General features: G+C 64.9%; 24 protein-coding genes and 1 tRNA gene. 9 read left to right on the top strand and 16 right to left on the bottom strand.

Going from position 1 to position 25,896, the window contains the following annotated elements; translation table 11 throughout:
* The first annotated feature begins 2 nt into the window (after positions 1-2).
* Entirely contained in the window at positions 3-1,403 is a 1,401-nt protein-coding gene (locus V6B15_RS05735) for a sensor histidine kinase (protein ID WP_334200375.1), read from the top strand.
* A 194-nt stretch (positions 1,404-1,597) separates the two neighbouring features.
* On the opposite strand, the gene V6B15_RS05740 is transcribed toward V6B15_RS05735, so the two are convergent.
* On the bottom strand, positions 1,598-2,884 hold the full coding sequence (locus V6B15_RS05740) for a citrate synthase (RefSeq protein ID WP_253515533.1): 1,287 nt from the start codon (positions 2,882-2,884) through the stop codon (positions 1,598-1,600).
* Between the two features lie 10 nt (positions 2,885-2,894).
* A complete protein-coding gene (gene gltX, locus V6B15_RS05745) occupies positions 2,895-4,346 on the bottom strand; it encodes a glutamate--tRNA ligase (RefSeq protein ID WP_334200376.1) in 1,452 nt (483 codons plus the stop codon).
* Positions 4,347-4,374: 28 nt separating this feature from the next.
* Here gltX and V6B15_RS05750 point away from each other — a divergent pair, with 28 nt between their 5' ends.
* Entirely contained in the window at positions 4,375-6,579 is a 2,205-nt protein-coding gene (locus V6B15_RS05750; RefSeq protein WP_334200377.1) for a ComEC/Rec2 family competence protein, read from the top strand.
* Here V6B15_RS05750 and lexA read toward each other — a convergent pair.
* From lexA to V6B15_RS05790, 8 genes are all read right to left on the bottom strand, one after another.
* Complete coding sequence (gene lexA / locus V6B15_RS05755; protein WP_253515538.1) at positions 6,573-7,262, bottom strand: transcriptional repressor LexA; 690 nt, start codon at positions 7,260-7,262, stop codon at positions 6,573-6,575. The two genes, V6B15_RS05750 and lexA, sit on opposite strands and share 7 nt — an antisense overlap.
* Positions 7,263-7,409: 147 nt before the next feature.
* Entirely contained in the window at positions 7,410-8,195 is a 786-nt protein-coding gene (trpC, locus tag V6B15_RS05760; RefSeq protein WP_334200378.1) for an indole-3-glycerol phosphate synthase TrpC, read from the bottom strand.
* A 1-nt stretch (position 8,196) separates the two neighbouring features.
* A complete protein-coding gene (gene trpD, locus V6B15_RS05765; protein WP_334200379.1) occupies positions 8,197-9,189 on the bottom strand; it encodes an anthranilate phosphoribosyltransferase in 993 nt (330 codons plus the stop codon).
* The gene (locus V6B15_RS05770; RefSeq protein WP_334200380.1) at positions 9,186-9,800 is read right to left on the bottom strand and encodes an anthranilate synthase component II; all 615 of its coding nucleotides are present in this window, start codon (positions 9,798-9,800) and stop codon (positions 9,186-9,188) included. The genes trpD and V6B15_RS05770 overlap by 4 nt, the downstream gene beginning before the upstream one ends.
* Positions 9,801-9,875: 75 nt before the next feature.
* On the bottom strand, positions 9,876-10,838 hold the full coding sequence (gene pip / locus V6B15_RS05775) for a prolyl aminopeptidase (RefSeq protein WP_334200381.1): 963 nt from the start codon (positions 10,836-10,838) through the stop codon (positions 9,876-9,878).
* Positions 10,835-11,668 carry a phosphodiester glycosidase family protein gene (locus V6B15_RS05780; protein ID WP_334200382.1) on the bottom strand — a complete coding sequence of 278 codons (834 nt, stop codon included), beginning with the start codon at positions 11,666-11,668 and terminating at the stop codon, positions 10,835-10,837. Before V6B15_RS05780 ends, pip begins: the two co-directional genes overlap by 4 nt.
* The gene (trpE, locus tag V6B15_RS05785) at positions 11,665-13,164 is read right to left on the bottom strand and encodes an anthranilate synthase component I (RefSeq protein WP_334200383.1); all 1,500 of its coding nucleotides are present in this window, start codon (positions 13,162-13,164) and stop codon (positions 11,665-11,667) included. The genes V6B15_RS05780 and trpE overlap by 4 nt, the downstream gene beginning before the upstream one ends.
* A gap of 7 nt (positions 13,165-13,171) precedes the next feature.
* A complete protein-coding gene (locus V6B15_RS05790; protein ID WP_334200384.1) occupies positions 13,172-15,106 on the bottom strand; it encodes a peptidylprolyl isomerase in 1,935 nt (644 codons plus the stop codon).
* A gap of 194 nt (positions 15,107-15,300) precedes the next feature.
* On the opposite strand from V6B15_RS05790, the gene tpiA reads away from it, so the two are divergent.
* The 3 genes from tpiA to V6B15_RS05805 all read left to right on the top strand — a co-directional run bounded on the left by tpiA (position 15,301) and on the right by V6B15_RS05805 (position 18,236).
* Positions 15,301-16,062, top strand: coding sequence for a triose-phosphate isomerase (tpiA, locus tag V6B15_RS05795; protein WP_253515547.1), 762 nt, complete (start codon positions 15,301-15,303; stop codon positions 16,060-16,062).
* 78 nt (positions 16,063-16,140) lie between these two features.
* Positions 16,141-16,497, top strand: coding sequence for a preprotein translocase subunit SecG (gene secG, locus V6B15_RS05800; protein ID WP_334200385.1), 357 nt, complete (start codon positions 16,141-16,143; stop codon positions 16,495-16,497).
* Positions 16,498-16,601: 104 nt separating this feature from the next.
* The gene (locus V6B15_RS05805) at positions 16,602-18,236 is read left to right on the top strand and encodes a CTP synthase (protein WP_334200386.1); all 1,635 of its coding nucleotides are present in this window, start codon (positions 16,602-16,604) and stop codon (positions 18,234-18,236) included.
* Between the two features lie 329 nt (positions 18,237-18,565).
* On the opposite strand, the gene V6B15_RS05810 is transcribed toward V6B15_RS05805, so the two are convergent.
* Complete coding sequence (locus tag V6B15_RS05810; RefSeq protein ID WP_320180182.1) at positions 18,566-19,039, bottom strand: Hsp20 family protein; 474 nt, start codon at positions 19,037-19,039, stop codon at positions 18,566-18,568.
* 165 nt (positions 19,040-19,204) lie between these two features.
* Between V6B15_RS05810 and grxC the strand changes: the two genes are divergently transcribed.
* From grxC to V6B15_RS05830, 4 genes are all read left to right on the top strand, one after another.
* Entirely contained in the window at positions 19,205-19,468 is a 264-nt protein-coding gene (gene grxC, locus V6B15_RS05815; RefSeq protein WP_334200387.1) for a glutaredoxin 3, read from the top strand.
* The gene (locus V6B15_RS05820) at positions 19,468-20,286 is read left to right on the top strand and encodes a carbon-nitrogen hydrolase family protein (RefSeq protein ID WP_334200388.1); all 819 of its coding nucleotides are present in this window, start codon (positions 19,468-19,470) and stop codon (positions 20,284-20,286) included. The genes grxC and V6B15_RS05820 overlap by 1 nt, the downstream gene beginning before the upstream one ends.
* A 9-nt stretch (positions 20,287-20,295) precedes the next feature.
* On the top strand, positions 20,296-20,757 hold the full coding sequence (locus tag V6B15_RS05825; RefSeq protein WP_334200389.1) for a DUF1178 family protein: 462 nt from the start codon (positions 20,296-20,298) through the stop codon (positions 20,755-20,757).
* Between the two features lie 38 nt (positions 20,758-20,795).
* A tRNA-Arg gene (locus tag V6B15_RS05830) sits at positions 20,796-20,872 on the top strand.
* A gap of 119 nt (positions 20,873-20,991) precedes the next feature.
* Here the strand turns inward: V6B15_RS05830 and V6B15_RS05835 are convergent.
* The 5 genes from V6B15_RS05835 to hppD all read right to left on the bottom strand — a co-directional run bounded on the left by V6B15_RS05835 (position 20,992) and on the right by hppD (position 25,762).
* Positions 20,992-22,170: an MFS transporter gene (locus tag V6B15_RS05835; protein ID WP_334200390.1), complete on the bottom strand. Its 1,179-nt coding sequence runs from the start codon at positions 22,168-22,170 to the stop codon at positions 20,992-20,994.
* A complete protein-coding gene (locus V6B15_RS05840; protein ID WP_334200391.1) occupies positions 22,167-23,081 on the bottom strand; it encodes a haloalkane dehalogenase in 915 nt (304 codons plus the stop codon). Before V6B15_RS05840 ends, V6B15_RS05835 begins: the two co-directional genes overlap by 4 nt.
* A 48-nt stretch (positions 23,082-23,129) precedes the next feature.
* Positions 23,130-24,008 (bottom strand): mechanosensitive ion channel family protein, encoded by an 879-nt coding sequence (locus V6B15_RS05845; RefSeq protein ID WP_253515559.1) that lies wholly within the window; start codon positions 24,006-24,008, stop codon positions 23,130-23,132.
* Between the two features lie 63 nt (positions 24,009-24,071).
* Positions 24,072-24,644 (bottom strand): VOC family protein, encoded by a 573-nt coding sequence (locus tag V6B15_RS05850; RefSeq protein ID WP_253515560.1) that lies wholly within the window; start codon positions 24,642-24,644, stop codon positions 24,072-24,074.
* On the bottom strand, positions 24,641-25,762 hold the full coding sequence (gene hppD / locus V6B15_RS05855; protein ID WP_334200392.1) for a 4-hydroxyphenylpyruvate dioxygenase: 1,122 nt from the start codon (positions 25,760-25,762) through the stop codon (positions 24,641-24,643). Before hppD ends, V6B15_RS05850 begins: the two co-directional genes overlap by 4 nt.
* Between the last annotated feature and the right edge of the window lie 134 nt (positions 25,763-25,896).

A 25,896-nucleotide genomic window follows, 5' to 3' on the forward strand; every position in this document is an offset into this window, starting at 1 on the left:
CCATGACCACTGTCGGAACCCGCTATATCGCCCATGCGAAGACTGATGCCGAAGCCAGGCTGGTCGAAGCCGATGACCTGCTGACCGAGCTTCAGCAGGCCTGCGGTGGTTCGATCGGGACGCGTATAGCGATCCCCGAACTGCTTGCTTTGGTCGAGAAAGCGCAGACCTATGGGCTACGCCTTGCGCGGCAATTCGAAGCCGTGGACGGCGAACACCGGATTACCGCCTGGGTCGAAATCGCACCGCAGACGAATGACGAGGGCGAGGCCGAGGGCTGCGCAATCGATGTCGTCAACTGGCATACCGAGGCATTGCCGCCGGAGAACGACATCGAAGCGGCGCGGCGGCGCATGGAGATAAACCGGCACCTGGCCGACTGCACTGCACGGCTCGATTCGCAGCAGCGGTTGCTCTCGGTCGATACCGAGGCGGCCGATCTGGCCGAATTTGTTCAGAAGGCGCTGGCCCATGTCGGCAAGCCCTGGACCGATTTTGTTATCCTGCCGGGCAATACGCACCAGCAACCGCTGCACTGGCGCCTGCTCGACGGGACGACATGCGAGATCGAGGGGTCGGCGCGCCGCTGGACGGCACATCTCGAACCGCTTGGCCAACCGCAACCCGGTAGCGCGGGCTTTGTGCTCTACCTGACCGCCGAACGACCCTTGTCCAGTGCCGGCGATGAGGACGAGTCCGGCGACCGCGAGGGGCCGTCTTTCGGACGCGACCTGACCCCTGTCCTGCGTCAGCCGATCAACCGGATCATCGCCAATGCGGAGACGATCCGCACCAAGCTCGCCGGGCCGCTGGCGGATGAATACAGTTCCTACGCCGCAGATATCGCCACCGCAGCGCAGCATCTGCTCGCGCTGATCGACGACCTGTCCGATCTCGAAGTGGTCGAATCGGAGGATTTCGCGACCGCGCCCGACCGCATTGAACTCGCCGATGTCGCGCGCCGTGCCTGCGGGATCCTTGGCGTGAGGGCACGCGAGAAAGGGATTGCGCTGGTCGCACCGCCCGAAGGCGAAAGCCAGCTAGCAATCGCCGAATTTCGCCGGGTGTTGCAGATCCTGCTCAATCTGGTGGGCAATGCGATCCGCTATTCGCCTGCCGACAGTCAGGTATGGATCCGCCTCGACCGGATCGGCAACCGGGCGCTGATTACCGTCGCCGATCAGGGCCACGGGCTGGGCGAAGACCAGCAGGAACGCGTGTTCGAGAAGTTCGAGCGTCTTGGCCGCAGCGGTGACGGGGGGTCGGGTCTCGGCCTGTATATCTCGCGCCGGATCGCGCGCGCGATGGATGGCGATCTGACGGTCGAAAGTGCGCCGGGGCAGGGCGCGCGCTTTACCCTATCGGTGCCCGCCGCGGAAGATCTGCGCGAAAAACCGCGCTGATCAGCGCCGCCGCGCGGCCCTCCAGAACAGCAGAAGTCCGATGAGGAAGGTGATGGTGCCATAAAGCGCCCAGCGCTGCTCGGCGAGCATGAAGCTCTCCCGCCGGCCACATCACCAAGCCCAGCCCTTGGAGCGCCCACAGGCCTCCGGAGAGCATCAAAGCCACTCCGAAGACCTGAAGAACGAAGCGCATATCAGCGCTGGCTGATGGAGACGTAGTCGCGTTCGGTCGGGCCGGTGTAAAGCTGGCGCGGACGGCCGATGACCTGTGCGGGGTCGGAGATCATTTCGTTCCACTGCGCGACCCAGCCGACGGTGCGGGCAAGCGCGAAGAGCGCGGTGAACATCGTCGTCGGGAAGCCGATCGCGTTGAGGATGATGCCCGAGTAGAAGTCGACGTTCGGGAAAAGCTTCTTTTCCTTGAAGTAGTCGTCGTTGAGCGCGAGTTCCTCGAGCTTGAGCGCGGTCTCGAACACCGGGTCCTTGACGTTCAGCGCCTCGAACACTTCGCGCAGCGTCTGCTGCATCACGGTCGCGCGCGGATCGTAGTTCTTGTACACGCGGTGGCCGAAACCCATCAGGCGGAACGGGTCGTTCTTGTCCTTGGCGCGCTCGATGTAATGCGGGATGCGATCGGGCGTGCCGATTTCCTGCAGCATGTTGAGCGCGGCTTCGTTGGCGCCGCCATGCGCGGGGCCCCACAGGCAGGCGATGCCCGCCGCGATGCAGGCGAACGGATTGGCGCCCGACGAACCGGCAAGGCGCACGGTCGAGGTCGAGGCGTTCTGTTCGTGGTCGGCATGGAGGATGAAAATGCGATCCATCGCGCGCTCGATGGCGGGGTGAATTTCATATTCCTCGGCCGGGACGCCGAAAGTCATGCGCAGGAAATTGCCCGTGTAGCTCAGCGAGTTGTCGGGCTGCATCATCGGCTGACCGACCGAATACTTATACGCCATGGCGGCGATGGTCGGCATCTTGGCGATCAGCCGGTGGCTGGCGATCTTGCGCTGCTCGGGGTCCGAGATGTCGGTGCTGTCGTGATAGAAGGCCGACAGCGCGCCGACAACGCCGCACATGATCGCCATAGGGTGCGCGTCGCGGCGGAAACCCTGATAGAACTGGCGCAGCTGGTCGTGCAGCATGGTGTGCCGCGTGATCGTGTAGGTGAAGTCGTCGAGCTCGCTCTGCTGCGGCAGTTCGCCGTTAAGCAGCAGGTAGGAGACTTCCATGAAGGAGGAATTTTCCGCCAGCTGGCCGATCGGATACCCGCGGTGCAGCAGGATGCCTTCTTCACCGTCGATATAGGTCAGCGCGCTTTCGCAGCTGGCGGTCGACTTGTAGCCCGGGTCGTAGGTGAACTTGCCGGTGGTGCCATATAGCTTACGGATATCGACCACATCGGGGCCGACGCTTCCCTGCAGCACGGGGAATTCCTGGGTCTGACCGCCCAGATCGAGGGTTGCCTGCTTGTCGGCCACGCGTGTCTCCTCACTCGTTCTCTTCGGTGCCTGCGGGCGAGGCGGCCTGCGCATCGATACGCAAGAGCGACTCTTCCTTGCCCAACAGGACCAGCACATCGAAAATGCCGGGTGACGTTGTCGTCCCCGTCAGCGCTGCGCGCATGGGTTGCGCGAGCTTGCCAAGACCCAGTTCGAGTTGCTCGGCATAGGCCTTCGTAGTGGCTTCCAGCGCCTCGATTGTCCAGTCATTTTGCACATGCAGCATTTTGGACAATCCGGCGAGGCGCGCGCGCGCTTCGTCGTCCAGCAAGCCCGCGGCTTTTTCGGTCATGTCGAGCGGATGTTTGGCAAATAGAAATGCAGCCCCGTCAACAAGTTCGTTGACGGACTTCGCGCGCGTTTTGAGCACCGGCATCGCCTCGGCAAGCAGCGCTTCATCGGCCTGTTCGCCGATCCGCTCCGCGACGATTTTCGCCAGCCGGGCATCGTCCGCTTCGCGGATGTAATGGCCGTTGAGGTTCTGCAGCTTCTTGATGTCGAACCGCGCGGGCCCCTTGCCGACGCCGCCGAGGTCGAACAGCTCGATCGCTTCCTCGCGCGAGATCTCTTCGCGGTCGCCATGGCCCCAGCCGAGACGGAGAAGATAGTTGAACAGCGCTTCGGGCAGGACGCCTTCGTCATCGCGATAGGCGGCGACCCCGACAGCGCCGTGGCGCTTGGACATCTTCGCGCCGTCCGGCCCGTGGATCAGCGGGACATGCGCATAGACCGGATCGGGCCAGTTACCTTCGACCTGGTCCATCGCGCGGACCACCGGCAGCTGGCGAAAGGCGTTGTTGAGGTGATCGTCGCCGCGGATCACATGCGTCACGCCCATATCGTGATCATCGACCACCACCGCGAGCATATAGGTGGGGGTGCCATCGGCACGCAGCAGGACATAGTCGTCGATCTCGGCATTCTTCACCGTGACCTTGCCCTGGACCTGGTCCTGGATCGTGGTTTCGCCATCGGTCGGAACCTTGAGGCGGACTACATAGGGCGCGCCCTCGGGCGCTTCGCTTGCGTCGCGATCGCGCCACCGGCGGTCGTAGCGCATCGGCTGCTTGTTGGCGCGCTGCTCGGCGCGCATTGCCTCGAGCTCTTCGGGCGTGGCGAAGCATTTGTAGGCGTGTCCCGCGTCGAGCAGCTTGTGCGCGACCTCGGCGTGGCGTTCGGCGCGGTCGGACTGGAAGATCGGCGGTTCGTCGAAGTCGAGGCCGAGCCAGTCGAGCCCCTCGATGATCTTGTCGATGGCGTCCTGCGTGCTGCGTTTGCGATCAGTATCCTCGATGCGCAGCAAGGTGCGACCGCCATGGTGCCGCGCATAGAGCCAGTTGAACAGTGCCGTACGCGCGCCGCCGATATGGAGATATCCGGTGGGCGAGGGAGCGAAGCGGGTGACGACCGGAGGGGTCTCGCTGCCACTATCGCTTGCCATTGTCACTCGCTTCCTTTCAAACACTTGCATGGCGACGCAGGGGACGCCTTCGGTACCGATGGGGGAGGCGGACGAAGCGGCCCGCCCCGCAGTGCCGCGCCCTTGGCGCATGCGCGATCTCTTGTCCAGTTTCGCCGGGCGATCCGAAGCATTTCTGGAAGGCGCGCAATTCGACCGAGGACCGTGGCTGGCGGTCGCGTTCGCCGCGGGCATCGGGCTGTGGTTCTATCTCGGTGCGCCATGGCAGTGGCTGGCGACAATCGGCGGCGCGTTAGCCGCTGCGGCCATGGCCTTCGCGCGGTGGCGCGGCAGGGACGGACGTGCCTACTTGCTGGCCGCAAGCCTGTCGGTCCTGATCGCCCTGGCGCTCGGCATGTCGCTGGTATGGGCGCGCTCGGCGATGGTGGGGGCGGAGCCGATTGCGTATCCGCGGTTCGAGCGGATCGACGGGCGTGTCCTCGAGCGCGAGGAGCAACCGGCGGAGGACCGCGTCCGGCTTGTCCTCGCCGCGCGCGATGCGGAGACCGGGCGGGCGGTCGCCTATCGCGTGAACCTGCCGCTGGCGAAGGACCGGCCCGGCTTGCGCGAGGGCGCGCGGGTGCGGCTGTCGGCGCGGCTGATGCCGCCGTCCCCGCCAATCGTCCCCGGAGCGTATAATTTCGCGCGTCGGGCCTGGTTCGACGGGCTGTCGGCTACGGGATCGGTCGTGGGAGAAGTCGAGCTGGTCACGCCGCCGCCGCAGTCGCGCCTGACCGTGGCCTCTATCCAGCGGCGGCTGTCGGCGCATGTGCGCAGCCGGCTCGACAGCACGGCGGGGGCGATTGCCGCGACACTGGCGAGCGGCGACCGCGGCGCCATTCCCGAACGCGACGAGGAGGCCATGCGCGACGCGGGGCTGACCCATCTGCTGTCGATCAGCGGGCTGCATGTCAGCGCGATCATCGCGGCGAGCTATATCGTGGTCCTGAAGCTGCTGGCGCTGTGGCCGTGGCTGGCCCTGCGGGTGCGGCTGCCGCTGGTCGCTGCGGGTGCAGCGGCGCTGGCGGGGATCGCCTATACGCTGCTGACGGGCGCGCAGGTGCCGACCGTGCGCAGCTGTATCGGCGCGTTGCTGGTGCTGGTTGCGCTGGCCTTGGGGCGAGAACCGCTTTCGCTGCGGATGGTCGCGATTGCCGCAGGCGTGGTGCTTGCGCTGTGGCCGGAATCTTTGGTCGGACCGAGCTTCCAGATGAGCTTTGCGGCCGTCATCGCGATCGTCTCGCTGCACAATGTCCAGGCGGTGCGCGATTTTCTCGCGCCGCGCGAGGAAAGCGGGCTGCGCCGGTTCCTGCGGCGAACCGCGATCCTGTTCCTGACCGGACTGGTCATCGAACTCGCGCTGATGCCGATCGTGCTTTTCCACTTCCATCGTGCGGGCGTTTACGGCGCGGCGGCCAATCTGGTTGCCATTCCGCTGGTGACCTTCGTGTCGATGCCGCTGGTGGCACTGGCGTTGGCGCTCGACCTGATCGGCGCGGGTGCGCCCGTGTGGTGGCTGGTCGGGCATTCGCTCGACCTGTTGCTGGGTATTGCGCATCTGTTTGCCGAGCAGCCGGGTTCGGTCAAGCTGGCCCCGCGGATCGGGATGGGTGCTATCACGCTCTATCTGTGCGGCGCGCTGTGGCTGGCGCTGTGGCAGGGCAGGGCGCGCCTGTGGGGGCTTGGGCCCGTCGTGATGGCTGCCATCCTGATGATTCAGGCCCCGGTGCCCGATATCCTGATCACGCGCGACGGGCGCGATATCGGCATCGCAAACGAGGCCGAACGGCTGCTGGTGCTACGCGATAGCGAGGGTGGATATGCGCAGGAGAACCTGCTCGAACTCGCGGGGACCGATCGGCAACCGCTGGCTATCGCGGAGTGGCCGCACAGCCGCTGCAGCGCCGAATTCTGTTCGCTGACCGTCACGCGCGAGGGCCGTGCCTGGTCGCTCCTGATCGCACGTAGCCGGGACCTGGTGGAGGAGCGCGCGCTGGCCGCAGCCTGCCGGAACGCCGACATCGTCATCGCCGATCGCTTCCTGCCCCGCAGTTGCCGCCCGCGATGGCTCAAGGCCGACCGGCGTTTCCTCGAGCGAGAGGGCGGGGTCGCGCTCTATCTGGGCGCACGGCGTATCGACACCGTGGCGCAGGATCAGGGCGAGCATGGCTGGTGGCGCGCGCCGGAGGACAGGCGCGCGCCCCGGGGTCAGTGATACCGGCGCAGCAGACCGGCCAGCTTGCCTTGCACCTGGACACGGTGCGAATCGTAGACTTGCGGTTCGTAAGAGCCATTGGCGGGGTCGAGGATGACGCGCCCGGCGTCCTTGCGCAGATATTTGAGCGTGGCTTCCTCATTGTCGACCAGCGCGACCACGATTTCGCCGTCGCGGGCGCTATCGGTGCGCTTCACCAAGGCAAAATCGCCATCGAAAATGCCTGCTTCGATCATCGAATCGCCCGACACCTCGAGTGCGTAATGTTCACCCGGGCCGAGCAGAGCGGCGGGGACCGGCATGCTCGACTGGCCTTCGATCGCTTCGATCGGCGCGCCTGCGGCGATACGGCCGTGCAGCGGCACATCGATAATGTCATTGGCCGGTGCGGGCGCGACGGGCTTGGGCGTGATCGCCGATACCACGGAGTCGTTCGCAGGGGCGGGCTGTGCCGCGCCCATCACTGCGTTCTCGGGCAGCTTGACCACTTCGAGCGCGCGCGCTCGGTTGGGCAGGCGGCGGATGAAGCCGCGCTCTTCAAGCGCCGAGATCAGGCGATGCACGCCCGACTTGCTCTTGAGGTCGAGCGCTTCCTTCATCTCCTCGAAACTCGGCGAGATGCCGGTCTCTTCCAGACGCTGCTGGATAAAGCGGATCAATTCGTGCTGCTTGGCGGTCAGCATTGTGCGAACTCCCGTATCGCCTGTTCACAAAGCTGTGAACGAATACGGAACAATTAAGCAACCTGATTCGCCAAGTCAAGCAATCCCGCCATTTTCGAGTGATTTACACAGGAACACTTGTTCCCGATTTGCTCCACCGTTGCTGCGTCAGCGGCCGAGCAAGGCGCGGGTCGCCGCGGCAACATCCGCCTGACGCATCAGGCTTTCACCGACCAGGAAGGTGCGGACGCCCGAACGCGCGAGCCGCACACAATCATCGTGCGTCGTGATGCCGCTTTCGCCGACCAGCAGCGCGCCTTCGGGTGCGACCGGGGCCAGCATCTCGGTGGTAGCGAGGTCAGTGGTGAAGCTGCGCAAATCGCGGTTGTTGACGCCGATCAGGCGCGACCTGAGCTGCGCGGCGCGGTCCATCTCGGTGCGATCATGGACTTCGACCAGCACATCCATGCCGTGGTCCAGCGCCGCCGCCTCGATCTCGGCCATGAGGCCGTCTTCGAGCGCCGCGACAATGATCAGGATAGCGTCGGCCCCGATCGCGCGTGCTTCGGCAACCTGCCACGGATCGACCATGAAATCCTTGCGCAGTGCAGGCAAATCACAGGCTGCGCGCGCGGCAACCAGGTAATCTTCATGGCCCTGGAAATAGGGCGCATCGGTGAGCACCGAAAGGCAGGCAGCTCCGCCCGCAGCATAGGCGCGGGCATGCTCTGTGGGTTGGAAATCTTGGCGAATCAGACCCTTGGAGGGGGAAGCTTTCTTGATTTCCGCTATCAGGCCGAAGCCGTCCTGCTGTGCCCGAGCGAGGGCAGAATGGAACCCACGGGGCGCCGACTGCTCCTTCGCGAGCGCTTCGAGATCGGCGAGCGTGTGATCGCGCTTGCGTGCGGCCACCTCGTCGCGCTTGGTCGCACAGATTTGTTCCAGCTTGTTCATGTCAGGCGGTCATCGCGATCCAGTTTTCGAGCAGCGCCCTGGCCTTGCCCGAGTCCAGCGCTTCGGCAGCGATCTCCGCGCCCTCGGTCCATTCGTCGGTGCGACCGGCGATAATCAGCGTTGCCGCCGCGTTGAACAGCACCGCATCGCGGTAGGCGCCCGGGCTCCCGCCGAGCAGCGCCTCGAGCGCGCGGGCGTTATACGCCGGATCGCCGCCGCGGATCGCCTCGACCGGGGAATGCGGCAGGTTGGCTTCCACCGCGACCACGCGGCGCATTTCGAAATCATTGCCCTGGACATCGGCCAGTTCGTTACCGCCGGCGAGGCTCAGTTCGTCGAGTCCTTCGTCTCCCGAGGCAATGAAGGTGCGCTCGGTTCCCAGCTTGGCCTTTGCCGCGGCATAGATGGGCACATAGGCGGGCCGGGCGATGCCAATCAGCTGGCGTCTGACGCCAGCGGGGTTCGACAAAGGCCCCATCAGATTGAAGATCGTGCGCACGCCGAGCTTTTGCCGGATCGGCTGAATGCGGCCCATCGCAGGATGGTGGTTCTTGGCGAACAGGAAGCAAATTCCCAATTCGGCCAAAGTCTTCTCCGCGCTTCTTCCCGCTGCTTCCATGTCGAGACCGAGCGCTTCGAGCGTGTCGGCGGCGCCCGCCTTGCTGCTGGCCGCGCGATTGCCATGCTTGGCCACGGGCACACCGCAGGCGGCGACCACCAGGCTCACTGCGGTGGAGACATTGAGCGTGTGATGGCCATCGCCGCCCGTGCCGCAGCAATCGACCGTCCCCTCGGGGGCAGCGATCGGGATCAGCCGTGCCCGCAGCGCGCGCGCCGCGCCGGCGATTTCGTCGGAGGTTTCGCTGCGCGCCGACATGTCGACCAGGAAACGCGCGATATCCTCGTCGCCCGTCTCACCATCGAGGATCCAGCCAAAGACCTCTTCGGCCTCGGCCTCTCCAAGGTGTTGCCTGGCGTCGGGGAGCGTCTTCATGCGGGGACCTTGGCGGGAATACCGCAGAGGGCGAGGAAATTGGCCAGCAAGGCATGGCCATGTTCGGTCGCGATGCTTTCGGGATGGAACTGGACGCCGTGGATCGGCAGGTCGCGGTGGCGGAAGCCCATCACGCTGGTGCCGTCGAGGCCGGGGGTTTCGCTGGTGGCGTTGATCGCGAGGCAGTCCAGATTGTCCTCGACTACCAGCGAGTGATAGCGGGTCGCGGTGAAGGGCGAGGGCAGCTCGGCGAACACGCCGCTGGAATCGTGGGTGACCGGCGAGGTCTTGCCATGCATCAGCCCGCCGCGCACCACGCGGCCACCGAAATGCTGGCCGATCGCCTGGTGACCGAGGCACACGCCGAGCAGCGGCGCCCCGGCATCGGCGCAGGCTGCCACGAGGTCGAGGCTGACGCCTGCCTCGTTGGGGGTACAGGGGCCGGGCGATATGAGATAGCCCGCATGGCCCGCCGCCAGCGCCTCGCGTGCCGAGATGGCGTCGTTGCGCACCACCTCCACGCCTGCACCCAGTTCCATCAGGTAATGGACCAGGTTGAAGGTGAAGCTGTCGTAATTGTCGATTACGAGGATGGAGCTGCTGTCGGTCATTCGTGGCGTCAATGGCGGGGTAGCGCGGTGCTTTCAAGCAAGGAAAGCTGCGAGACGCGAAACGTCAGCGTGACGTCACGCCGTTTTGCCCGCGAGCTTGTCGGTCGCCCGCACGAGCCCGTCGACGATCCCCGGTTCGCTGGCGCTGTGACCGGCATCGTGGACGATCCATAGCTCGGCCTCGGGCCAGGCCTTCTTGAGCGCCCATGCCGCGCCCGGCGGGGTGCAGATGTCATGCCGGCCCTGGATGATAATCCCGGGAATGCCCGCCAGTTTGTCGACATTGGCCAGCAACTCGTTCTCGTCGAGGAAGAAGTCCTCGAGAAAGAACTTGGCGCAAATCCGCGCGAAGGGCACCGCCTTGGCCGGATCGCCGAAGCTTTCGAGCAGGTCCTCGTTCGGCAGCAGCGTGGCGACATGGCCTTCCCACAGTGACCATTCGCGCGCCGCGGCAAGCCGCGTGGCTTCATCATCGCTGGTCAGCCGTTCGTAATAGGCGCGAACGAGATCGCCCTGTTCGGCTTCGGGAATAAGGCCGGTGAACTGGTCCCATTGCTCGGCCATGATCTCGCTGGCACCATAGCCGTAGAGCCACGACTTTTCCTGCTTCCGCGCGAGGAAGACGCCGCGCAGCACCAATTCGCTCACCCGGTCGGGATACTTCTGCGCATAGGCCAGCGCGAGAGTCGAACCCCAGCTGCCGCCGAAGGCCTGCCATTTCTCGTGGCCGCACATCTGGCGCAGCCGCTCGATATCCTCGACGATGCGCCAGGTGTCGTTGTACTCGATCTCGGCGAAGGGCAGCGACCTGCCGCACCCGCGCTGGTCGAACAGCAGCACGTCATAGGCTTCGGGATCCCACAGGCGCCGGTGGTCGGGCGCGATGCCCCCGCCGGGTCCGCCATGGAGGAAAACCGCGGGCTTGGCGCCCGGGGTCCCGACGCGTTCCCAATAGAGCGAATGCCCTTCGCCGACATCGAGCATGCCGGTTTCATAGGGTTCGATCTCGGGATAAAGCTGGCGGCGGGTTTCGGTCATTCGGAAGCTTTCTTGCTGACGACGACAATCGGGCCGATCGGCGCGCCGGTATCTAGCCGCTCGGTCACCGGGTTCCACAGCAGCGAAACGGTATCGTCGAGGAACAGTGCGTTCTTCACTTCGAGCTCGTCCTTGTAGAAGCGGGCGAGCTTGCCGAAGGATATCGGCGCATTGGAAATCACGAAATGCGCGCGGCCTTCGTCATCGACACCCACCGCATTGCGGATCAAGCGCGAGGGGCCGTCCTGCGTGATCTGCGGATGGATACGGCCATCGCTCACCAGCATCGGGCCCGATTGCGTGCCGAATTGCGGCCGTTCGGAGACATTGGCGAGGAACCAGGCGCTGTCGCGGACCATCCATTCGCCCCCGCTGCCGTAGAACACGCCATTGGGCTTCATATAGAAATTGCCCGAGCCCGTCCCGGTGTCGAGCTCCTGCAACCGTTGCGAACGCTGGACGAAATAGCCGACCGGCGTGCCGTCACTGTCGAAGATGCCGGCGTTCATCGCGAAAGCGATGGTCTCGCTATCGCTGGCAGCGGCGAAGTCCTTGAGGCTGCGATATCGTTTGTCACCGTCGCCGAGCGCCATCGCAATAGTGTGGCGCGCGGGCACCGCGAGGCAATGGGTCAGCGGGGTGTCTTCGAAAATGATCGAGCGGCACGCGCTTTCGACCTGGCTGGCCAGTGTTTCGCTCGGGCTGGGCGTCGACGTGGGGGCGGCCTGCGCCTTGCCGTCGATCCGTGCGCGGGCGACGGGCTCTCCTTCGGGCTGGGCTTCGCAGGCTGTCAGCGCGAGCAAGGCCAGCGCGGCAAGTATATGTCTCATTGACCGAACCCGGGCTCCTTAGCGAGGCGCACGGCTTCCCTGGCCGCAGCGAGCAGCGCGCTCGCCTTTGCTTCGCATTCTCTCTGTTCATAAGCGGGATCGCTGTCCGCGACTATCCCTGCGCCTGCCTGGACGTGCATGGTGCCGTCCTTCACCACCGCGGTGCGCAGGACGATGCAGCTGTCGACCGACCCGTCGGGCGCGAAATAGCCCACACCGCCGGCATAGGGACCACGCGTGGCAGGCTCGAGCTCGGCAATGATTTCGCAGGCTCGCACCTTGGGCGCGCCGCTGACCGTCCCGGCGGGGAAGCCTGCAAACAGCGCATCGATAGCGTCTTTCGAGCTATCGAGCTGGCCGGTAACGTTGCTGACGATATGCATGACGTGGCTGTAGCGCTCGACGGTGAAACTCTCGGTCACGGTGACGCTGCCCGACTGCGCGACCCGGCCGACATCGTTGCGCCCGAGATCGAGCAGCATCAGATGTTCGGCGCGTTCCTTGGGATCGGCGAGCAGGGTCTGTTCGGCAAGCCGGTCCTCTGCCGCAGAGGTGCCGCGCGGCCGGGTCCCTGCGATGGGCCGGATCGTCACCTCGCCATCGCGCACGCGGACGAGGATCTCGGGGCTCGATCCGACGATGGCGAAGCCGGGCATGTCGAGGAAATAGAGGAAGGGCGAGGGGTTCACCCGCCGCAGCGCGCGATAGAGCGCCATCGGGGGCAGCGTGAAGGGCGAGGTAAAACGCTGCGACAGCACCACCTGAAAGATGTCGCCTGCCTCGATATATTCCTTGGCGCGCAGCACCATGGCTTCGTAATCGGCGGCGGGCATGGTCGGTGCCAGCGCGGGCTCAGGGTGCTGGTCGGCCGAATAGCGTGCGCTGCCTGCCGAATGCGACAGTTTGCGGAGAACTTCGTCGATCCGTTCCTCGGCCTGCGGGATGGATCCGTCCTGCCAGACCGGCGCGATGCAGAACAGGGCATCGCTGAGCCGATCGAGCACCAGCAGCACGGTGGGCCGGACGAAGAGCATGTCGGGAAGGCCGAGTTCGCCCTCGGGCGGGCGCGGCAGTTTTTCGACGAGGCCGATGGTCTCATAGCCGAAATGACCGACGAGGCAGGCGAGGGCGGGCGGCAGTTCCGCGGGTACGTCGCAGCGGCAGGATTCGACCAGCGCACGCAGGCTGGCGAGCGTGCCGTCCTCGCTGGGTTCGAAAGCGCTGCGCGAATGCTGCCACTGCGCGTTGATCTCTGCACGGTCGCCCGTGGCGCGGAACACCAGATCGGGGTCCAGCCCGATCAGGCTGTAGCGCCCGCGAACTTCGCCGCCTTCGACCGATTCGAGCAGGAAGTCGCCGCGGCCTTCCTCGAACAGCTTGACGGCGGCGCCTACCGGCGTTTCGATATCGGCGACCACTTCGCGCCATACCAGCGCGGGCCGGCCCTGCGCCAGCGCCGCGCGTGCCCGGTCGGTGCCTTTCAGCGCGGTGCTCAACTGCGCCTCAGCTACCGGTAAGCTGCGTGCGCACGGCCTCGATCGCCGAAGGATTGCGCGATACGCCCAGTTCTTCGCGCATCGCACGGCGGAACTGGTCGGCATATTCCTCGCCCAGCAGCGGGCCCATCTGGCGCCGTGCCTGCGCGATCAGCGGATCGTCGGCGGCGATATCGTCCATCGCGATATCGTTGACCCGGACCACGAAGAAACCGGCATTGCCGCCCGCTTCGAGCTTCTTGGCCGTGCCTTCGGCCATGCTGAAGAGCAGTGCGAGCGGCGGCGGGATGCGGCGCTCGCGCTGACGGGCGAGATCTTCGCGCGTCATGTCGACCGACTGGGCCGGGGGGACGCGGCGCTCTTCGGCAGCCAATGCCTGCGCGATCGACTGGCCCTCGCGCAGACGGGCCATGACGCGGTCCGCGGCGGCCTGCGCGGCTTTCATGCCTTCGGTCGCGCGCCAGCGGGCTTCGACCATGTCCTCGATCTCGGCAAAGGGCGCAGCGGCAGCGGTGACGATATCGCCGACTTCGTAGACGAGGTAGGTCTGCCCGCTTTCGACCGGCGCGATCTCGGGCTCTTCCTCATCCATCTGGAAGGCGGTGGCCAGCGCGGGACGCAGGACATCGGGCAGCGTACGCTGCGGCGTATCGTAGAGGCGGCCATCGGCGAGCGCGGGGCCGACCGTGCTGAGATCGAGCCCGAGGTCTTCGGCGACTTCGGCCAGCGTTGCGCCATCCTCGAGCTGTTCCTCGATCTCGCTGGCGAGGTCGGCCATGCCGCGCACGCGCTTTTCCTCGCGCAGCGTATCGGTCAGTTCACTGCGGACCTGCGCGAGCGTGCGCGCGGGGGTGGTGTCGATCGCGTCGATACGCGCGACGTGCCAGCCGAGCGGGCTGCGCGCAGGTGTAGTCATCGCTCCGCGCGCTGCGGAGAAATAGGCCGAGGCAACCGCGGGCGATGCTTGCGCGGACAAGCCTTCGCGCAGGACATCGACGACCGGGGAGGCGCGCAGGCCCGCTTCACGGGCAACCGTTTCGAACGAGGCGCCGCCGGCAACGCGGTCGCGGATCGACTTGGCTGCGGCTTCGGTGGGCACGATCAGCTGAGTGACATCGCGCGTTTCGCTGGCCGCATACTGCGCGGCGTCGCGTTCATAGCGCGCGGCGATTTCGGCATCGGTCGGCTCGATACGGTCGCCGAGCGCACTCGAATCGAAAGTCGCATACCGGATCGTCCGGCGTTCGGGGCGGACGAAGACATCGCGGTTGCTGTCATAATAGGCGCGCAGCACCTTGGGGTCGGCCTTGCCGCTGGGGGCATAGGTTGCCGCGGGCAGGAGAGCGATCGAACCGCGGCGACGTTCCTTGAACAATTGCGCATAGCGATAGGCGAGCTTGTCGGGTACGGTTGCGCCGAAGCCGGCCGGGATCAGCAATTGCTGCGACAGCAGGCCGGTCCCGAGGTCTTCGCGGACCTGCGCATCGGTCACCCGCTGCTGGGCCAGCGCCTGGCGATAGGTGTCCTCGCTGAAATTGCCATCGGGCCCGCGGAAGGCGGGGATCATGCGAATCTCGCTGTTGATGAGATTGTCGCCCGCGCGGATGCCGTGCTTCTGCGCGAAGCCCATGATGGCCGCGCGGTTGATCAGCGCTTCGAGCGATCCGTCCAGCCCGCCTTCGCGCAGGAATGCCTGCATCGTCGCCGTCGGCTGGTCCTGGCGGAACGAGTCGAGCCCGTTATTGGTGGCGCGGACGAGATCGGATGTGGAAATCTTCTCGTCGCCGACCACTGCCACGCGGTCTCCGCCGGCTATTCCCCCGAAAGTTCCGGTGCTCGAAACATCCGCGCTGGCGAAGGCGAGAGCGATCAGGCCGAGGAACGCCAGCGAGATGGCCAGACCGAGCTTGGTCTTGAAGAAGTTACGAAAAAACTGGAACATGGCGTGCGGGCAATCCCGTTAATGGCTGCGATCTTCCGGGGTCACCCGGATGGGTTGGGGCGCTTTATCCCCCATGCGACCGCGCGGCAACAGGTTGCAAAGGGTTTTGACGCGCGAAGAAACCTTCTCTAGCGGAGCGCATCCCAAGCCCCATATAGCGGGCCACCCATTCAGACAATTCGCAGGACCTACCCATGGCCGAACGGCCCTACATCGTCGGAAACTGGAAAATGAACGGCACGCGCGCAATGCTTTCCGAAGCACGCGCCATCGACCGTGCCGCGCAGCGTTACATGAAGGTCGAGGTCGCCGTTGCGCCTCCCTACACGCTGATCCATGCGGTCCATAAGGAAGCCGAGCAGATCGGGGTCGGCGCGCAGGATTGCCACCCGGGTGCCGAAGGCGCGCACACGGGCGACATCAACGCCTCGATGATTGCTGATGCTGGGGCGAAGTTCGTGATCCTCGGCCATAGCGAGCGGCGCCAGGACCATAGCGAGACCAAGGACCTCATCAATGCCAAGATCGAATCGGCGCTCGAAGCCGGGCTGCGAGTGATCCTGTGCTGCGGCGAACCGCTCGAGACTCGCGATGCCGGGAAGGCGGAACGCTATGTCCTCGACCAGCTCAAGGCGGCGCTGCCCTTGTTCGAGGACCCCGCCGAGCGCCTGACCATCGCCTATGAGCCGATCTGGGCGATCGGAACCGGACGCACTGCGACCAGCGAGGACATCGCGGCAATGCACGCCGCGATCCGCGCGCTGCTCAACGAGACCTATGGCGAAGAGGCATCGTCGCTGGTGCGCATTCTCTATGGCGGTTCGGTCAAGCCCGACAATGCCCGCGACATCCTCGCCACGCCCGAAGTGGGCGGGGCACTGGTTGGCGGGGCCAGCCTCTCGGCCGAAAGCTTCCTCGGCATCGTGGTCGGCGCGTCGGAGGCCGAAGACGCCTGATCCCGGCACGCTTGCCGTTTGCCCTGCGCGCGCCTAGATGCGCGTGAGCCCAGCAATACCAGTTCCAAGAGTATCCGCATGTTCCTGTTTCTCACTGTCGTCCAGGCGATCGTCGCAGCCGCGCTTGTCGGCGTCATCCTGATGCAGCGCTCCGAAGGGGGCGGCCTCGGCATCGGCGGCAGCCCGTCGGGCATGCTGAGCGCGCGCGGGGCAGCGGACTTCCTCACCCGGTCGACCAAATGGCTCGCGGTCTTGTTCGTCATCCTGTCGATCGCGCTGGCCGCGGTCGCGGTCGAGACGACCGGCAGCGATGCGATCGAATCGACGCTCGACCGCTCGGTTGCCCCGGCCGCGCCCGCAGATCCGCTCGGTCCGGCAACCACCGGCGAAGCCGCACCGACCAGCACCGATCCGCTCGGCGACGCGACCGAATAACGAACGTTACATCGCAGGACTGTGGATTGCGCCGTGCCAGCGGCGCGATTTGCACCTGTTTGCGCTTGCCCCGACTCACCCCCTCAGCTTAAGGCCCGACACCCATGGCGCGGTATATATTTATCACCGGCGGCGTGGTCTCCTCGCTTGGCAAAGGTCTCATGGCAGCATCGCTTGCCGGCCTGCTCCAGGCGCGTGGCTACAAGGTCCGTATCCGGAAATTCGACCCCTATCTCAATGTCGATCCGGGGACGATGTCCCCTTATCAGCACGGCGAGGTCTATGTGACCGACGACGGGGCCGAAACCGACCTCGACCTCGGCCATTACGAACGCTTCACCGGCGTGTCGGCGCACCAGGGCGACAACATCACCTCGGGCCGGATCTACCAGGACATCATCGCCAAGGAGCGCCGCGGCGACTATCTCGGCGCTACGGTGCAGGTGGTTCCGCACGTCACCGACGAGATCAAGGATTTCGCGCTCGCGGGGCAGGACGATCACGATTTCATCCTGTGCGAGATCGGCGGGACGGTCGGCGATATCGAGGGCCTGCCGTTCATGGAGGCGATCCGCCAGCTGCGCAACGAGCTCGAGCCGTGGCAGACGCTCAGCGTCCATGTGACGCTGGTGCCCTATATCGCCGCTGCCGGCGAGCTGAAGACCAAGCCCACCCAGCACTCGGTCCGCGAGCTCGCCAGCCTCGGGATCAAGCCCGACGTTCTGCTGTGCCGCGCCGAACATCCGATCCCCGAATCCGACCGGCGCAAGATCGCGCAGTTCTGCAACGTGCGGCAGGAAGCGGTCATTCCCGCGCTGGATGCGCCGTCGATCTATGCCGTGCCGCTGCAATATCACGGCGAGGGGCTCGATACCGAGGTCCTGCGCGCCTTCGGTATCACCGATGCACCCGATCCCGACCTGTCGCGCTGGTATGATGTGGTCGACCGCCATTCGAACCCCGACGGCGAAGTCACCATCGGCGTGATCGGCAAGTATGTCGGCCTGCAGGACGCCTACAAGTCGCTCAACGAAGCGCTGGTGCACGGCGGCATGGCGCACCGGGTCAAGGTCAACATCAAGTGGATCGATGCCGAAGTGTTCGAGGGCGACGATGCGGACATCGCGGCGCGGCTCGAGCCGATGCACGCGATCCTCGTCCCCGGCGGTTTCGGCGAACGCGGAAGCGAGGGCAAGATCGCCGCGGTGCGCTTTGCGCGCGAACGCAAGGTGCCCTTCTTCGGGATTTGTCTCGGCATGCAGATGGCCTGCATCGAAGCGGCCCGCACGGCAGGACACAGCGCTGCATCATCGACCGAATTCGGCGAAACCGACGAGCCGGTGGTGGGGATCATCACCGAATGGATGAGCGAAGAGGGCCTGCAGACGCGCGAAGCGGGCGGGGACCTTGGCGGGACCATGCGGCTTGGTGCCTATGAGGCCAAGCTGGCGGCCAACAGCCATGTGTCGAGTATCTATGGCGGTGCGACCAGCATTTCCGAGCGGCATCGTCACCGCTACGAGGTCAATGGCGCCTATATCGAGCCGCTGGAGAAGCAGGGTCTGATCTTCTCGGGCATGTCGCCCGACGGCTTGCTGCCCGAAATCGTCGAACGGCCCGATCATCCGTGGTTCGTCGGGGTCCAGTTCCACCCGGAATTGAAGTCCCGGCCGTTCGATCCGCACCCGCTGTTTGCCGGATTTGTCGGTGCAGCGCTCGAGCAGGCGCGCCTCGTCTGAATTACCCAAAACGGGGGTTTCGGGGCAAGTCTCTGAATTCCTTGAACTATGATTTTCAAGCGCTTGTAAAAACGCGACAAAATCATTTCGCCTCCGCGAGGCGGGTTTATCTTTTGATATATTTGTTGCAGAATAACGGTCTTCCGCGCCCTCGGGTGCGGCTCTTCGAGATATGCGCTTCGCTAGCAAGCGATGGGGCTTGCCTCGATGACGGCTGTCTTCTGCGACCCGGACGGTCGATTTCGAGGTAGGGCGGCGTTTACGTCGCGGGGGCGGAACCCAAGTTCCGCCCCCTATACCGCTGCTATACGTCTTGTCCGATCACGGGATCAGGCGGCCCTGCTGTCGCCGTCCTCGTCATCCTTGACCACTTCGAGCGGCTTCTGCGCGCCGATCGCGATCTTCTTGGGCTTCATCGCATCGGGCACTTCGCGCACGAGGTCGATTACCAGTAGGCCATCGGCCAGGTCGGCATTGTCGACACGCACGTAGTCGGCCAGTTCGAAACGCCGTTCGAAGCCGCGGTTGGCGATGCCGAGATGCAGCATCTCGCCCTCGTTCAGCTCGTCGCGCTTCTTGCCGGTCACGACCAGCAGGTTCTGCTGTGCGACGATATCGAGATCGCCCGAGCGAAAGCCGGCCACGGCCAGCGTGATGCGGTATTCATCGTCACCGCGCCGCTCGATATTGAAGGGGGGGTAATTGTCGCCGCCGGCATTGCGTGCCTGGCGTTCCATCAGGTCGAACACGCGGTCGAAGCCGACGGTGGAGCGACGAAAGGGAGTAAGGTCCATACGGTTCATCGAAACAAATCCTCTGTTGAGCGATTCTATGATGGCGGGGCCCGCATTCGGCACCCCGTCGCCGCCCCGGACATCGTGGCGGCACATTCGAGATAGGCACGCCGATTTGGCTTTCAAGTCTCTCCGGCGCGCGCTAGCTTCGACGCTGAAAACAAGAGGATTTCCATGACCCAGCCGCAAGTCGACATCTATACCAAATTCGGGTGCGGATATTGCTATCGGGCCAAGCGCCTGCTCGATGAGAAGGGCGTGGATTATGCCGAATTCGACATCACCATGGGCGGGCCCAAGCGCGACGAAATGCGCGAGCGGGCGCCCAATGCGATGACCGTGCCGCAGATTTTCATCGGCGATACGCATGTCGGCGGCTCCGACGAACTCGCCGCGCTCGAACGCCAGGGCAAGCTCGACGCGCTGCTGGGCAGCTGATGCCGCGGATCGCCCTGTTGCAGATGACCTCGGGCGTGGATCCCGTGGCCAATGCGGCCACGCTCGATCACGCCGTGACACAGGCGGCGGGCGAGGGTGCCGCGATGCTGTTCACTCCCGAAATGTCGGGCCTGCTCGACCGCGACCGCAAGCGTGCCGCGCACAGCATCGCTGCGGAAGAGGAGACAGTGGCACTTGCGCGGGTGCGCGATGCGGCAAGCCGCGCGGGCATCTGGGTCTCGCTCGGCTCGCTGGCCGTGGATGCCGGTGGCGGCCGCTGGGCCAATCGCGCTTTCGTGATCGATCCGCAGGGTCAGATCGCAGCCCGCTATGACAAGATCCACATGTTCGATGTCGATCTCGCCAGCGGCGAAAGCTGGCGGGAATCGAACGCCTATCAGGCAGGCAATGGCGTGACGACCGTCGGGGACACGCCGGTCGGCCGGCTTGGCCTGACGGTCTGCTACGACATCCGCTTTCCCGCGCTGTTCGATGCCCTCGGACAGGCGCGCTGCGACTGCATCGCCATCCCGGCAGCCTTCACCGTTCCCACGGGCACCGCACATTGGCACGTCCTCCAACGCGCCCGGGCGATCGAAGCGAGCGCTTTCGTGGTTGCGGCGGCACAGGTCGGCGATCATGAGGACGGGCGGCGGACCTATGGCCACAGCCTGGTGGTCGATCCCTGGGGCGAAGTGCTGCTCGATATGGGCGGCGAGGAGCCGGGACTGGGCTTTGCCGACATCGATCTTGCCCGGATCGCCGAGGTCCGCGCGCAGGTGCCAAGCCTTGCCAACCGCCGTGAAATCGCCAAATAGGCCGGCATCATGATCGTTTTCGACCTTTCCTGCAGCGAAGGCCACCGGTTCGAAGGCTGGTTCGGCTCATCGGACGACTATGCCGCACAGCAGGCCGAGGGGCTGCTCACCTGTCCGCAGTGTGGGAGCGCAGAGATCGGCAAGGCCCCGATGGCCCCCTCGGTGCCGGCAAAGTCCAGCATGCGCGAGGCGGCCGGTGAGGCTGGCACGCAACTGGCCAAGGGCGATATGCCGGTGGAGGTCAAGAAGGCCTTCGAAACGCTTGCGCGGGCGCAGAGCAAGGCGCTCGAAAGCAGCACCTGGGTAGGCGACCAATTCGCCGAGAAGGCCCGCGAGATGCACTACGGTGAGACCGACGAGGTGCCGATCCACGGCCGCGCCACGCGCGACGAGGCCGAAGACATGGTCGCCGAGGGCATTTCGGTGGCACCGCTGCTGGTGCCGGTCGCGCCGCCCGACGAACTCAACTGATTGCACCGCGAGTCCGAGCCGCTATACGGGGCCTGGCCGCGCCCGTAGCTCAGTCGGATAGAGCATCAGATTCCTAATCTGGGGGCCACAGGTTCGAATCCTGTCGGGCGCACCACATGAGGCGGTCCGGTGACGGGCCGCCTCATGTGGTTCGGCGCATCGGGAGCGAGCCTCGTTCGGAGTCGGAGCGCAGCGGAGACGGCGCCGCAGGCGCCTATCCTGTCGGGCGCACCACTACCTGCCGTAGCGGCGGGTCAGCATTGTCAAACCGGTCAGCGCGACCGAGCACAGCCCGAGCAAGGCACAAGTTCCAGCCCAGCCATAGGCGTCATAGGCAACGGTGCCGGCATAGCTGCCCAATCCGCCGCCGATGAACATGATGACGACATAGATCGTGGTCAGCCGCGTGCGGATCGCCGGGTCGAGCGCGAGGAAGGTCATCCTGCCCGTCACATCGATCCCCGGGCCGACGAGGTTGGTGACGAACAGCGGGACGAGTAGGCCCCACAAGGTTCCGCCAAGCGGCCACAACAGCGCGATCCCGCCAAGCTGGATGATGGCGAAGATCGTGCGCGCCTTGCGCGGGCCGACCGCGTCCGACCAGCGCCCCAGCCGCGGGGTTGAAAAGATGCTCACCGCGGCAAGTCCGGCAAGATAGCCGACCGTATCGGTACCATAGCCCATCGCGGGCGAGGTCAGGTACAGTGCAAGGCCCAGCCAGAGCGCGATGAACTGCGCGAAATTGAGCCCCTGGATCGCGCCGGCGAGCAGGATTTCGCGATGTTTGCCGATCAGCGGGAAAACCGAAAAGAGCAGGCTGGGGTAGGATTGGCGGGAACTGGCAGAGCGTTCGCCGCCCTCCATCAGGCGCGGCAGAGCGACCGTGATGGCCAGCATCAGCCCGGTGGCGATCCAGTAGACTGCGCGCCAGCCGAAATGTTCGGCGATCACCCCCGCACCGACCCGCGCCACGAGAATGCCGAGGATGACCCCCGCGGTCAGCTTGGCGGTCACCTGTCCGAGCCGCTCGGGCGCAACCCGCTTGGAGGCGTAAGCGGGCAGCAGATAGGGCGCGATGGTGAAATAGCCGAGCAGGGTCGACCCGATCACGAACAGGGTAAAATCCTGCGCCAGCGTCATGATCGCCAAGCAGACGGTTTGCCCGGTGGCGAAGGCGATCGTCAGCCGGCGGTTGGAGATCCGGTCGCCCAGTGGCAGCAGCATGAAGATGCCCACCGCAAGTGCCAATTGGTTGAGCGCGGGTACGAGCCCGATCCGCGCATGGCTCACACCGAAATGATCGGCGACCAGCGCAATGATCGGATGGATGTAATAGGCGTTCGCCGTCACCACCGCCGCCACAATGGCGAGCGAGGTTTCCTGGGCGCCGGTCAGTCGCGCGGTTTGGTTCAAGCGATGCGACCCGCCGTGCGCGCCATGTCGATGACCCCTTGTGCCAGTAACTCGGGCTGGTCTTCCTGGCAGAAATGGCCGCAGGTCGGCAGCGTGCGGTGGGGCTGGTCTTGCGCGCCCGCGATCCGCTCGATCAGGAACTGCTCGCTACCCCTGGTGATCGGATCGTCTTCGCCGAACAGGGTCAGGAACGGCTTGTCGTAAGCGGCAAGGGCGGGCCAGGCGCGCTTGTTGTCCTCGACCCCAGGCATGCCGTCCGCGGCCGGGACCAGCGCGGGAAAGGCGCGTGCGCCTGCTTTGGAGGGTTCGTCGGGGAAGGGCGCGTCATAGGCGGCAATTTCGGCTTCGCTGCGCGTGGTCGCCGTGGCCCGGTCAAGCAGGGCGCCGATGCGGAAATCGGGCGAGCTGCGGGCGAATTCGCGCCATGCGAGGAAGGCCTCGCTGGCCGTACCGCCCGCGGGAAGGAAAGTGTTGCTGGCGACCACGCAGGCGAACAGGTCGGGGTCGTGCGCGACCATGCGCAGGCCCAGCAGTCCGCCCCAGTCCTGGCAGAACAGCGCCGCCGGGCGCGGTTCGACTGCGGCGCGCCACTGTTTCAGCCAGTCGACATGGCGCGCATAGGTGTAGAAGTCGATATCGTCGGGCTTGTCGCTCTTGCCGAAGCCGATGAGGTCGGGCGCGAGCACGCGAAACCCCGCATCCACCAGGATCGGGATCATCTTGCGATAGAGGAACGACCAGCTCGGCTCGCCATGGAACAGCAGCACCGGCGGGGCATCGCGCGGCCCCTCGTCGACATAATGCTGGCGCGCGCTCAGCCCGTCGCCGAGATCGACCTCGAACCAATGCTCGGCGAAGGGATAATCGGGAATGTCGGCAAAGCGTTCGGCGGGCGTACGCAGGATCTGCATCGGTCTCTCCTCCAGAGGCGACCGACAACCCGGTCTTGATTCGAAACCTTAAGGCGTCTTGCGGCGGGTGTCACCCAAGTGGCTCACCGGCACGGTTTCCTTGAAAGTGTGCGTGACATAGGGGAAGGGGATCTCGATCCCCGCCTCATCCAGCGCAGCCTTGATTGCGCGCACGACCTTGTCCTTGCTTTCCCAGCCATCGCGCGGGGTCGATCCGGCCCACCAGCGGACGAGGAAATCGACCGAGCTCGAATTGAATTCCTGCGCGAAGATGTCGACCCCCTTGCTCGCCAGCACGTCCTCGAGCCCCTCGACCGCGCGGCGGATCACATTTGCGGCATGGTCGAGCTGGGTATCGTAGGAAACCCCGACCACGACCTCGTGACGACGCTCGTCGCGGTCGGTTATGATTTCCACCGGGTTCTTGAACAGGATCGAGTTGGGAACGACGGTCAGTTCGCCCGACAGCTTGCGGATATGCGTTTCGCGCAGGGTGATATGCTCGACCTTGCCGGTGATGTCCTCGCATTCGATGACATCGCCGATGCGCATTTTCTCGCGCACCATGATGAGCACGCCGGCAAGGAAATTCTCGAAAATGTCCTGGAAGGCGAACCCGATCGCCACCGCGCCGATCCCCAGCCCGGCGAGCAGGCTGGCGAAAGTCAGGTCCGGCATCACCACGATCGCGGCGATGAACAGGCCGATGATCCAGATGGCCAGCTTGACCAGCGTGTCGATCAGCGTCTTGAGGCTGGTGCGCAATTCGGTGCGCCCCACGATCACATCGGAAATGCGCGCGGCGAAGCGCGCGATGATCCAGGTGAGAAAGACGATGAAAACCGCGATCGCGAGGGTGGGGAGGGCTTCGACGAAACCCTGACCCATTTCCTGCAGCTGTTCGCGCAGCGTAGCGATGTAATTCACGAAAGCGGAACTCCCTTTGCGCTGCAACGCAACACAAAGGGTGAGGTTCCGGTCTGGCAGGGGTCAGCCGACCCCGTGTTCCTTGCGGGCAAGCTCGTGCAACCAGTCGGCGTGGCGCGGCGCTTTCTTGGTTTGGCTCCACTCGTCGAGCATCATCGGCGCCACGCGCTTGAGCTCGGCATATTGCTCGTCCGTACCGATATCGGTGGCGAGTTCGACGCGGTGCCCGTTCGGGTCGAAGAAATAGATCGACTTGAAGATCCCGTGATGCGTCGGTCCGAGCACTTCGATACCGAGGCTCTCGACATGGGCCTTGGCGGCGAGCAGCTCGGCTTCGCTGCCGACCTTGAACGCAAGGTGCTGGACCCAGGCGGGGGTGTTCTCGTCGCGGCCCATGTCCTGCTGGTTGGGCAGTTCGAAGAAGGCGAGGATATTGCCGTTACCCGCGTCGAGGAACACGTGCATGTAGGGGTCGTATTCGCCGGTCGAAGGCACGTGGTCTTCGGCAAAGGCGGTGGTGTAGTCCATGCCGAGGACCTTGCCATACCACTCGACGGTCTCTTTGGCGTCCTTGCAGCGGTAGGCGGCGTGATGGACTCCGCCCAGCTTGACGGGGTGTTCGGTGACTTCGCTCATTCGGCCGGCTCCGTCTCGGCGGTCTGCGCCTCGTCCACGCTCAGCACGCCGCGCTTGATCTGGTCACGCTCCATGCTTTCGAAGAGCGCCTTGAAATTGCCTTCGCCAAAGCCTTCGTCACCCTTGCGCTGGATGAATTCGAAGAACACCGGCCCGACCTGCGCTTCGGCAAAGATCTGCAGCAGCAGGCGCGGCTGGCCGCCCTCGGTGGTGCCATCGAGCAGGATGCCGCGCATCTTGAGCGCATCGACGTCCTCGCCATGGTCGGGCAGGCGCTCGGCGAGCATGTCGTAATAGGTCTCGGGCGGCGCGGTCATGAAGGGTACGCCGAGCTCTTTCAGATTGTCCCAGCAGGCGAGCAGATCGTCGCAAATCAGCGCGATATGCTGGATGCCTTCGCCGTTGAACTCGCGCAGGAACTCCTCGATCTGGCCCTTGCCGCCTTCGCCTTCCTCATTGAGCGGAATGCGGATCTTGCCATCGGGCGCGGTGAGCGCCTTCGAGGTCAGCCCGGTATATTCGCCCTTGATATCGAAAAAGCGGATCTCGCGGAAGTTGAACAGCGTCTCGTAATAGTCCGCCCAATACTTCATGCGGCCGTTGTAGACGTTGTGCGTCAGGTGATCGATCACGTTGAAACCGGCCCCGACCGGGTGGCGGTCGACGCCCTCGAGGTAGTCGAAGTCGATGTCGTAGATCGAAAGCCCTTCGCCATTCTCGTCTTCGTAGCGGTCGATCAGATAGACGATCGCGCCGCCGATCCCGCGGATCGCAGGGATGCGCAGTTCCATCGCGCCGGTTTCGACCGCGACGGGCTCCGCGCCGCGCGCCAGCAATTCGTCATAGGCCTTCTTCGCATCGCGGACGCGGAAGCCCATGCCGCAGGCGGAGGGACCATGCTCGCGGGCAAAGAACCATGCCGCGCTACGCGGTTCGTAATTGAGGATCAGGTTGATCCGGCCCTGGCGCCACAGATGCACATCCTTGGCGCGGTGCGTGGCAATGTGGGTAAAGCCCATCGCTTTGAAAACCGGTTCCACCACGCCCTTTTCGGGCGCGCAGAATTCGACGAATTCGAAGCCGTCGAGGCCGATGGGGTTTTCGAAGAGATCGGGCATTGCAATCCTCTGCATTTACGTTTGGTTTCAATGGAAACTAGTTACGCCTCTAGGCGGGTTGAGTCAAGGAACGAACCTGCCTGTGCCGTGCGCAGTTCTGCAGGTGGGACGAGCAGTTTGCGCCCATGCGAATT

It is taken from the genome of Qipengyuania sp. Mu-71, from assembly GCF_036867055.1.
GTDB classification, from domain to species: Bacteria; Pseudomonadota; Alphaproteobacteria; order Sphingomonadales; family Sphingomonadaceae; genus Qipengyuania; species Qipengyuania profunda.

Coding starts and splice junctions, on each gene's coding strand:
- V6B15_RS05735 (WP_334200375.1), top strand. CDS start 3: ATGACCACTGTCGGAACCCGCTATATCGCCCATGCGAAGACTGATGCC.
- gltX (WP_334200376.1), bottom strand. CDS start 4,346: ATGGCAAGCGATAGTGGCAGCGAGACCCCTCCGGTCGTCACCCGCTTC.
- V6B15_RS05750 (WP_334200377.1), top strand. CDS start 4,375: ATGGCGACGCAGGGGACGCCTTCGGTACCGATGGGGGAGGCGGACGAA.
- lexA (WP_253515538.1), bottom strand. CDS start 7,262: ATGCTGACCGCCAAGCAGCACGAATTGATCCGCTTTATCCAGCAGCGT.
- trpC (WP_334200378.1), bottom strand. CDS start 8,195: ATGAACAAGCTGGAACAAATCTGTGCGACCAAGCGCGACGAGGTGGCC.
- trpD (WP_334200379.1), bottom strand. CDS start 9,189: ATGAAGACGCTCCCCGACGCCAGGCAACACCTTGGAGAGGCCGAGGCC.
- V6B15_RS05770 (WP_334200380.1), bottom strand. CDS start 9,800: ATGACCGACAGCAGCTCCATCCTCGTAATCGACAATTACGACAGCTTC.
- pip (WP_334200381.1), bottom strand. CDS start 10,838: ATGACCGAAACCCGCCGCCAGCTTTATCCCGAGATCGAACCCTATGAA.
- V6B15_RS05780 (WP_334200382.1), bottom strand. CDS start 11,668: ATGAGACATATACTTGCCGCGCTGGCCTTGCTCGCGCTGACAGCCTGC.
- V6B15_RS05790 (WP_334200384.1), bottom strand. CDS start 15,106: ATGTTCCAGTTTTTTCGTAACTTCTTCAAGACCAAGCTCGGTCTGGCC.
- tpiA (WP_253515547.1), top strand. CDS start 15,301: ATGGCCGAACGGCCCTACATCGTCGGAAACTGGAAAATGAACGGCACG.
- secG (WP_334200385.1), top strand. CDS start 16,141: ATGTTCCTGTTTCTCACTGTCGTCCAGGCGATCGTCGCAGCCGCGCTT.
- V6B15_RS05805 (WP_334200386.1), top strand. CDS start 16,602: ATGGCGCGGTATATATTTATCACCGGCGGCGTGGTCTCCTCGCTTGGC.
- V6B15_RS05810 (WP_320180182.1), bottom strand. CDS start 19,039: ATGAACCGTATGGACCTTACTCCCTTTCGTCGCTCCACCGTCGGCTTC.
- grxC (WP_334200387.1), top strand. CDS start 19,205: ATGACCCAGCCGCAAGTCGACATCTATACCAAATTCGGGTGCGGATAT.
- V6B15_RS05820 (WP_334200388.1), top strand. CDS start 19,468: ATGCCGCGGATCGCCCTGTTGCAGATGACCTCGGGCGTGGATCCCGTG.
- V6B15_RS05825 (WP_334200389.1), top strand. CDS start 20,296: ATGATCGTTTTCGACCTTTCCTGCAGCGAAGGCCACCGGTTCGAAGGC.
- V6B15_RS05840 (WP_334200391.1), bottom strand. CDS start 23,081: ATGCAGATCCTGCGTACGCCCGCCGAACGCTTTGCCGACATTCCCGAT.
- V6B15_RS05850 (WP_253515560.1), bottom strand. CDS start 24,644: ATGAGCGAAGTCACCGAACACCCCGTCAAGCTGGGCGGAGTCCATCAC.
- hppD (WP_334200392.1), bottom strand. CDS start 25,762: ATGCCCGATCTCTTCGAAAACCCCATCGGCCTCGACGGCTTCGAATTC.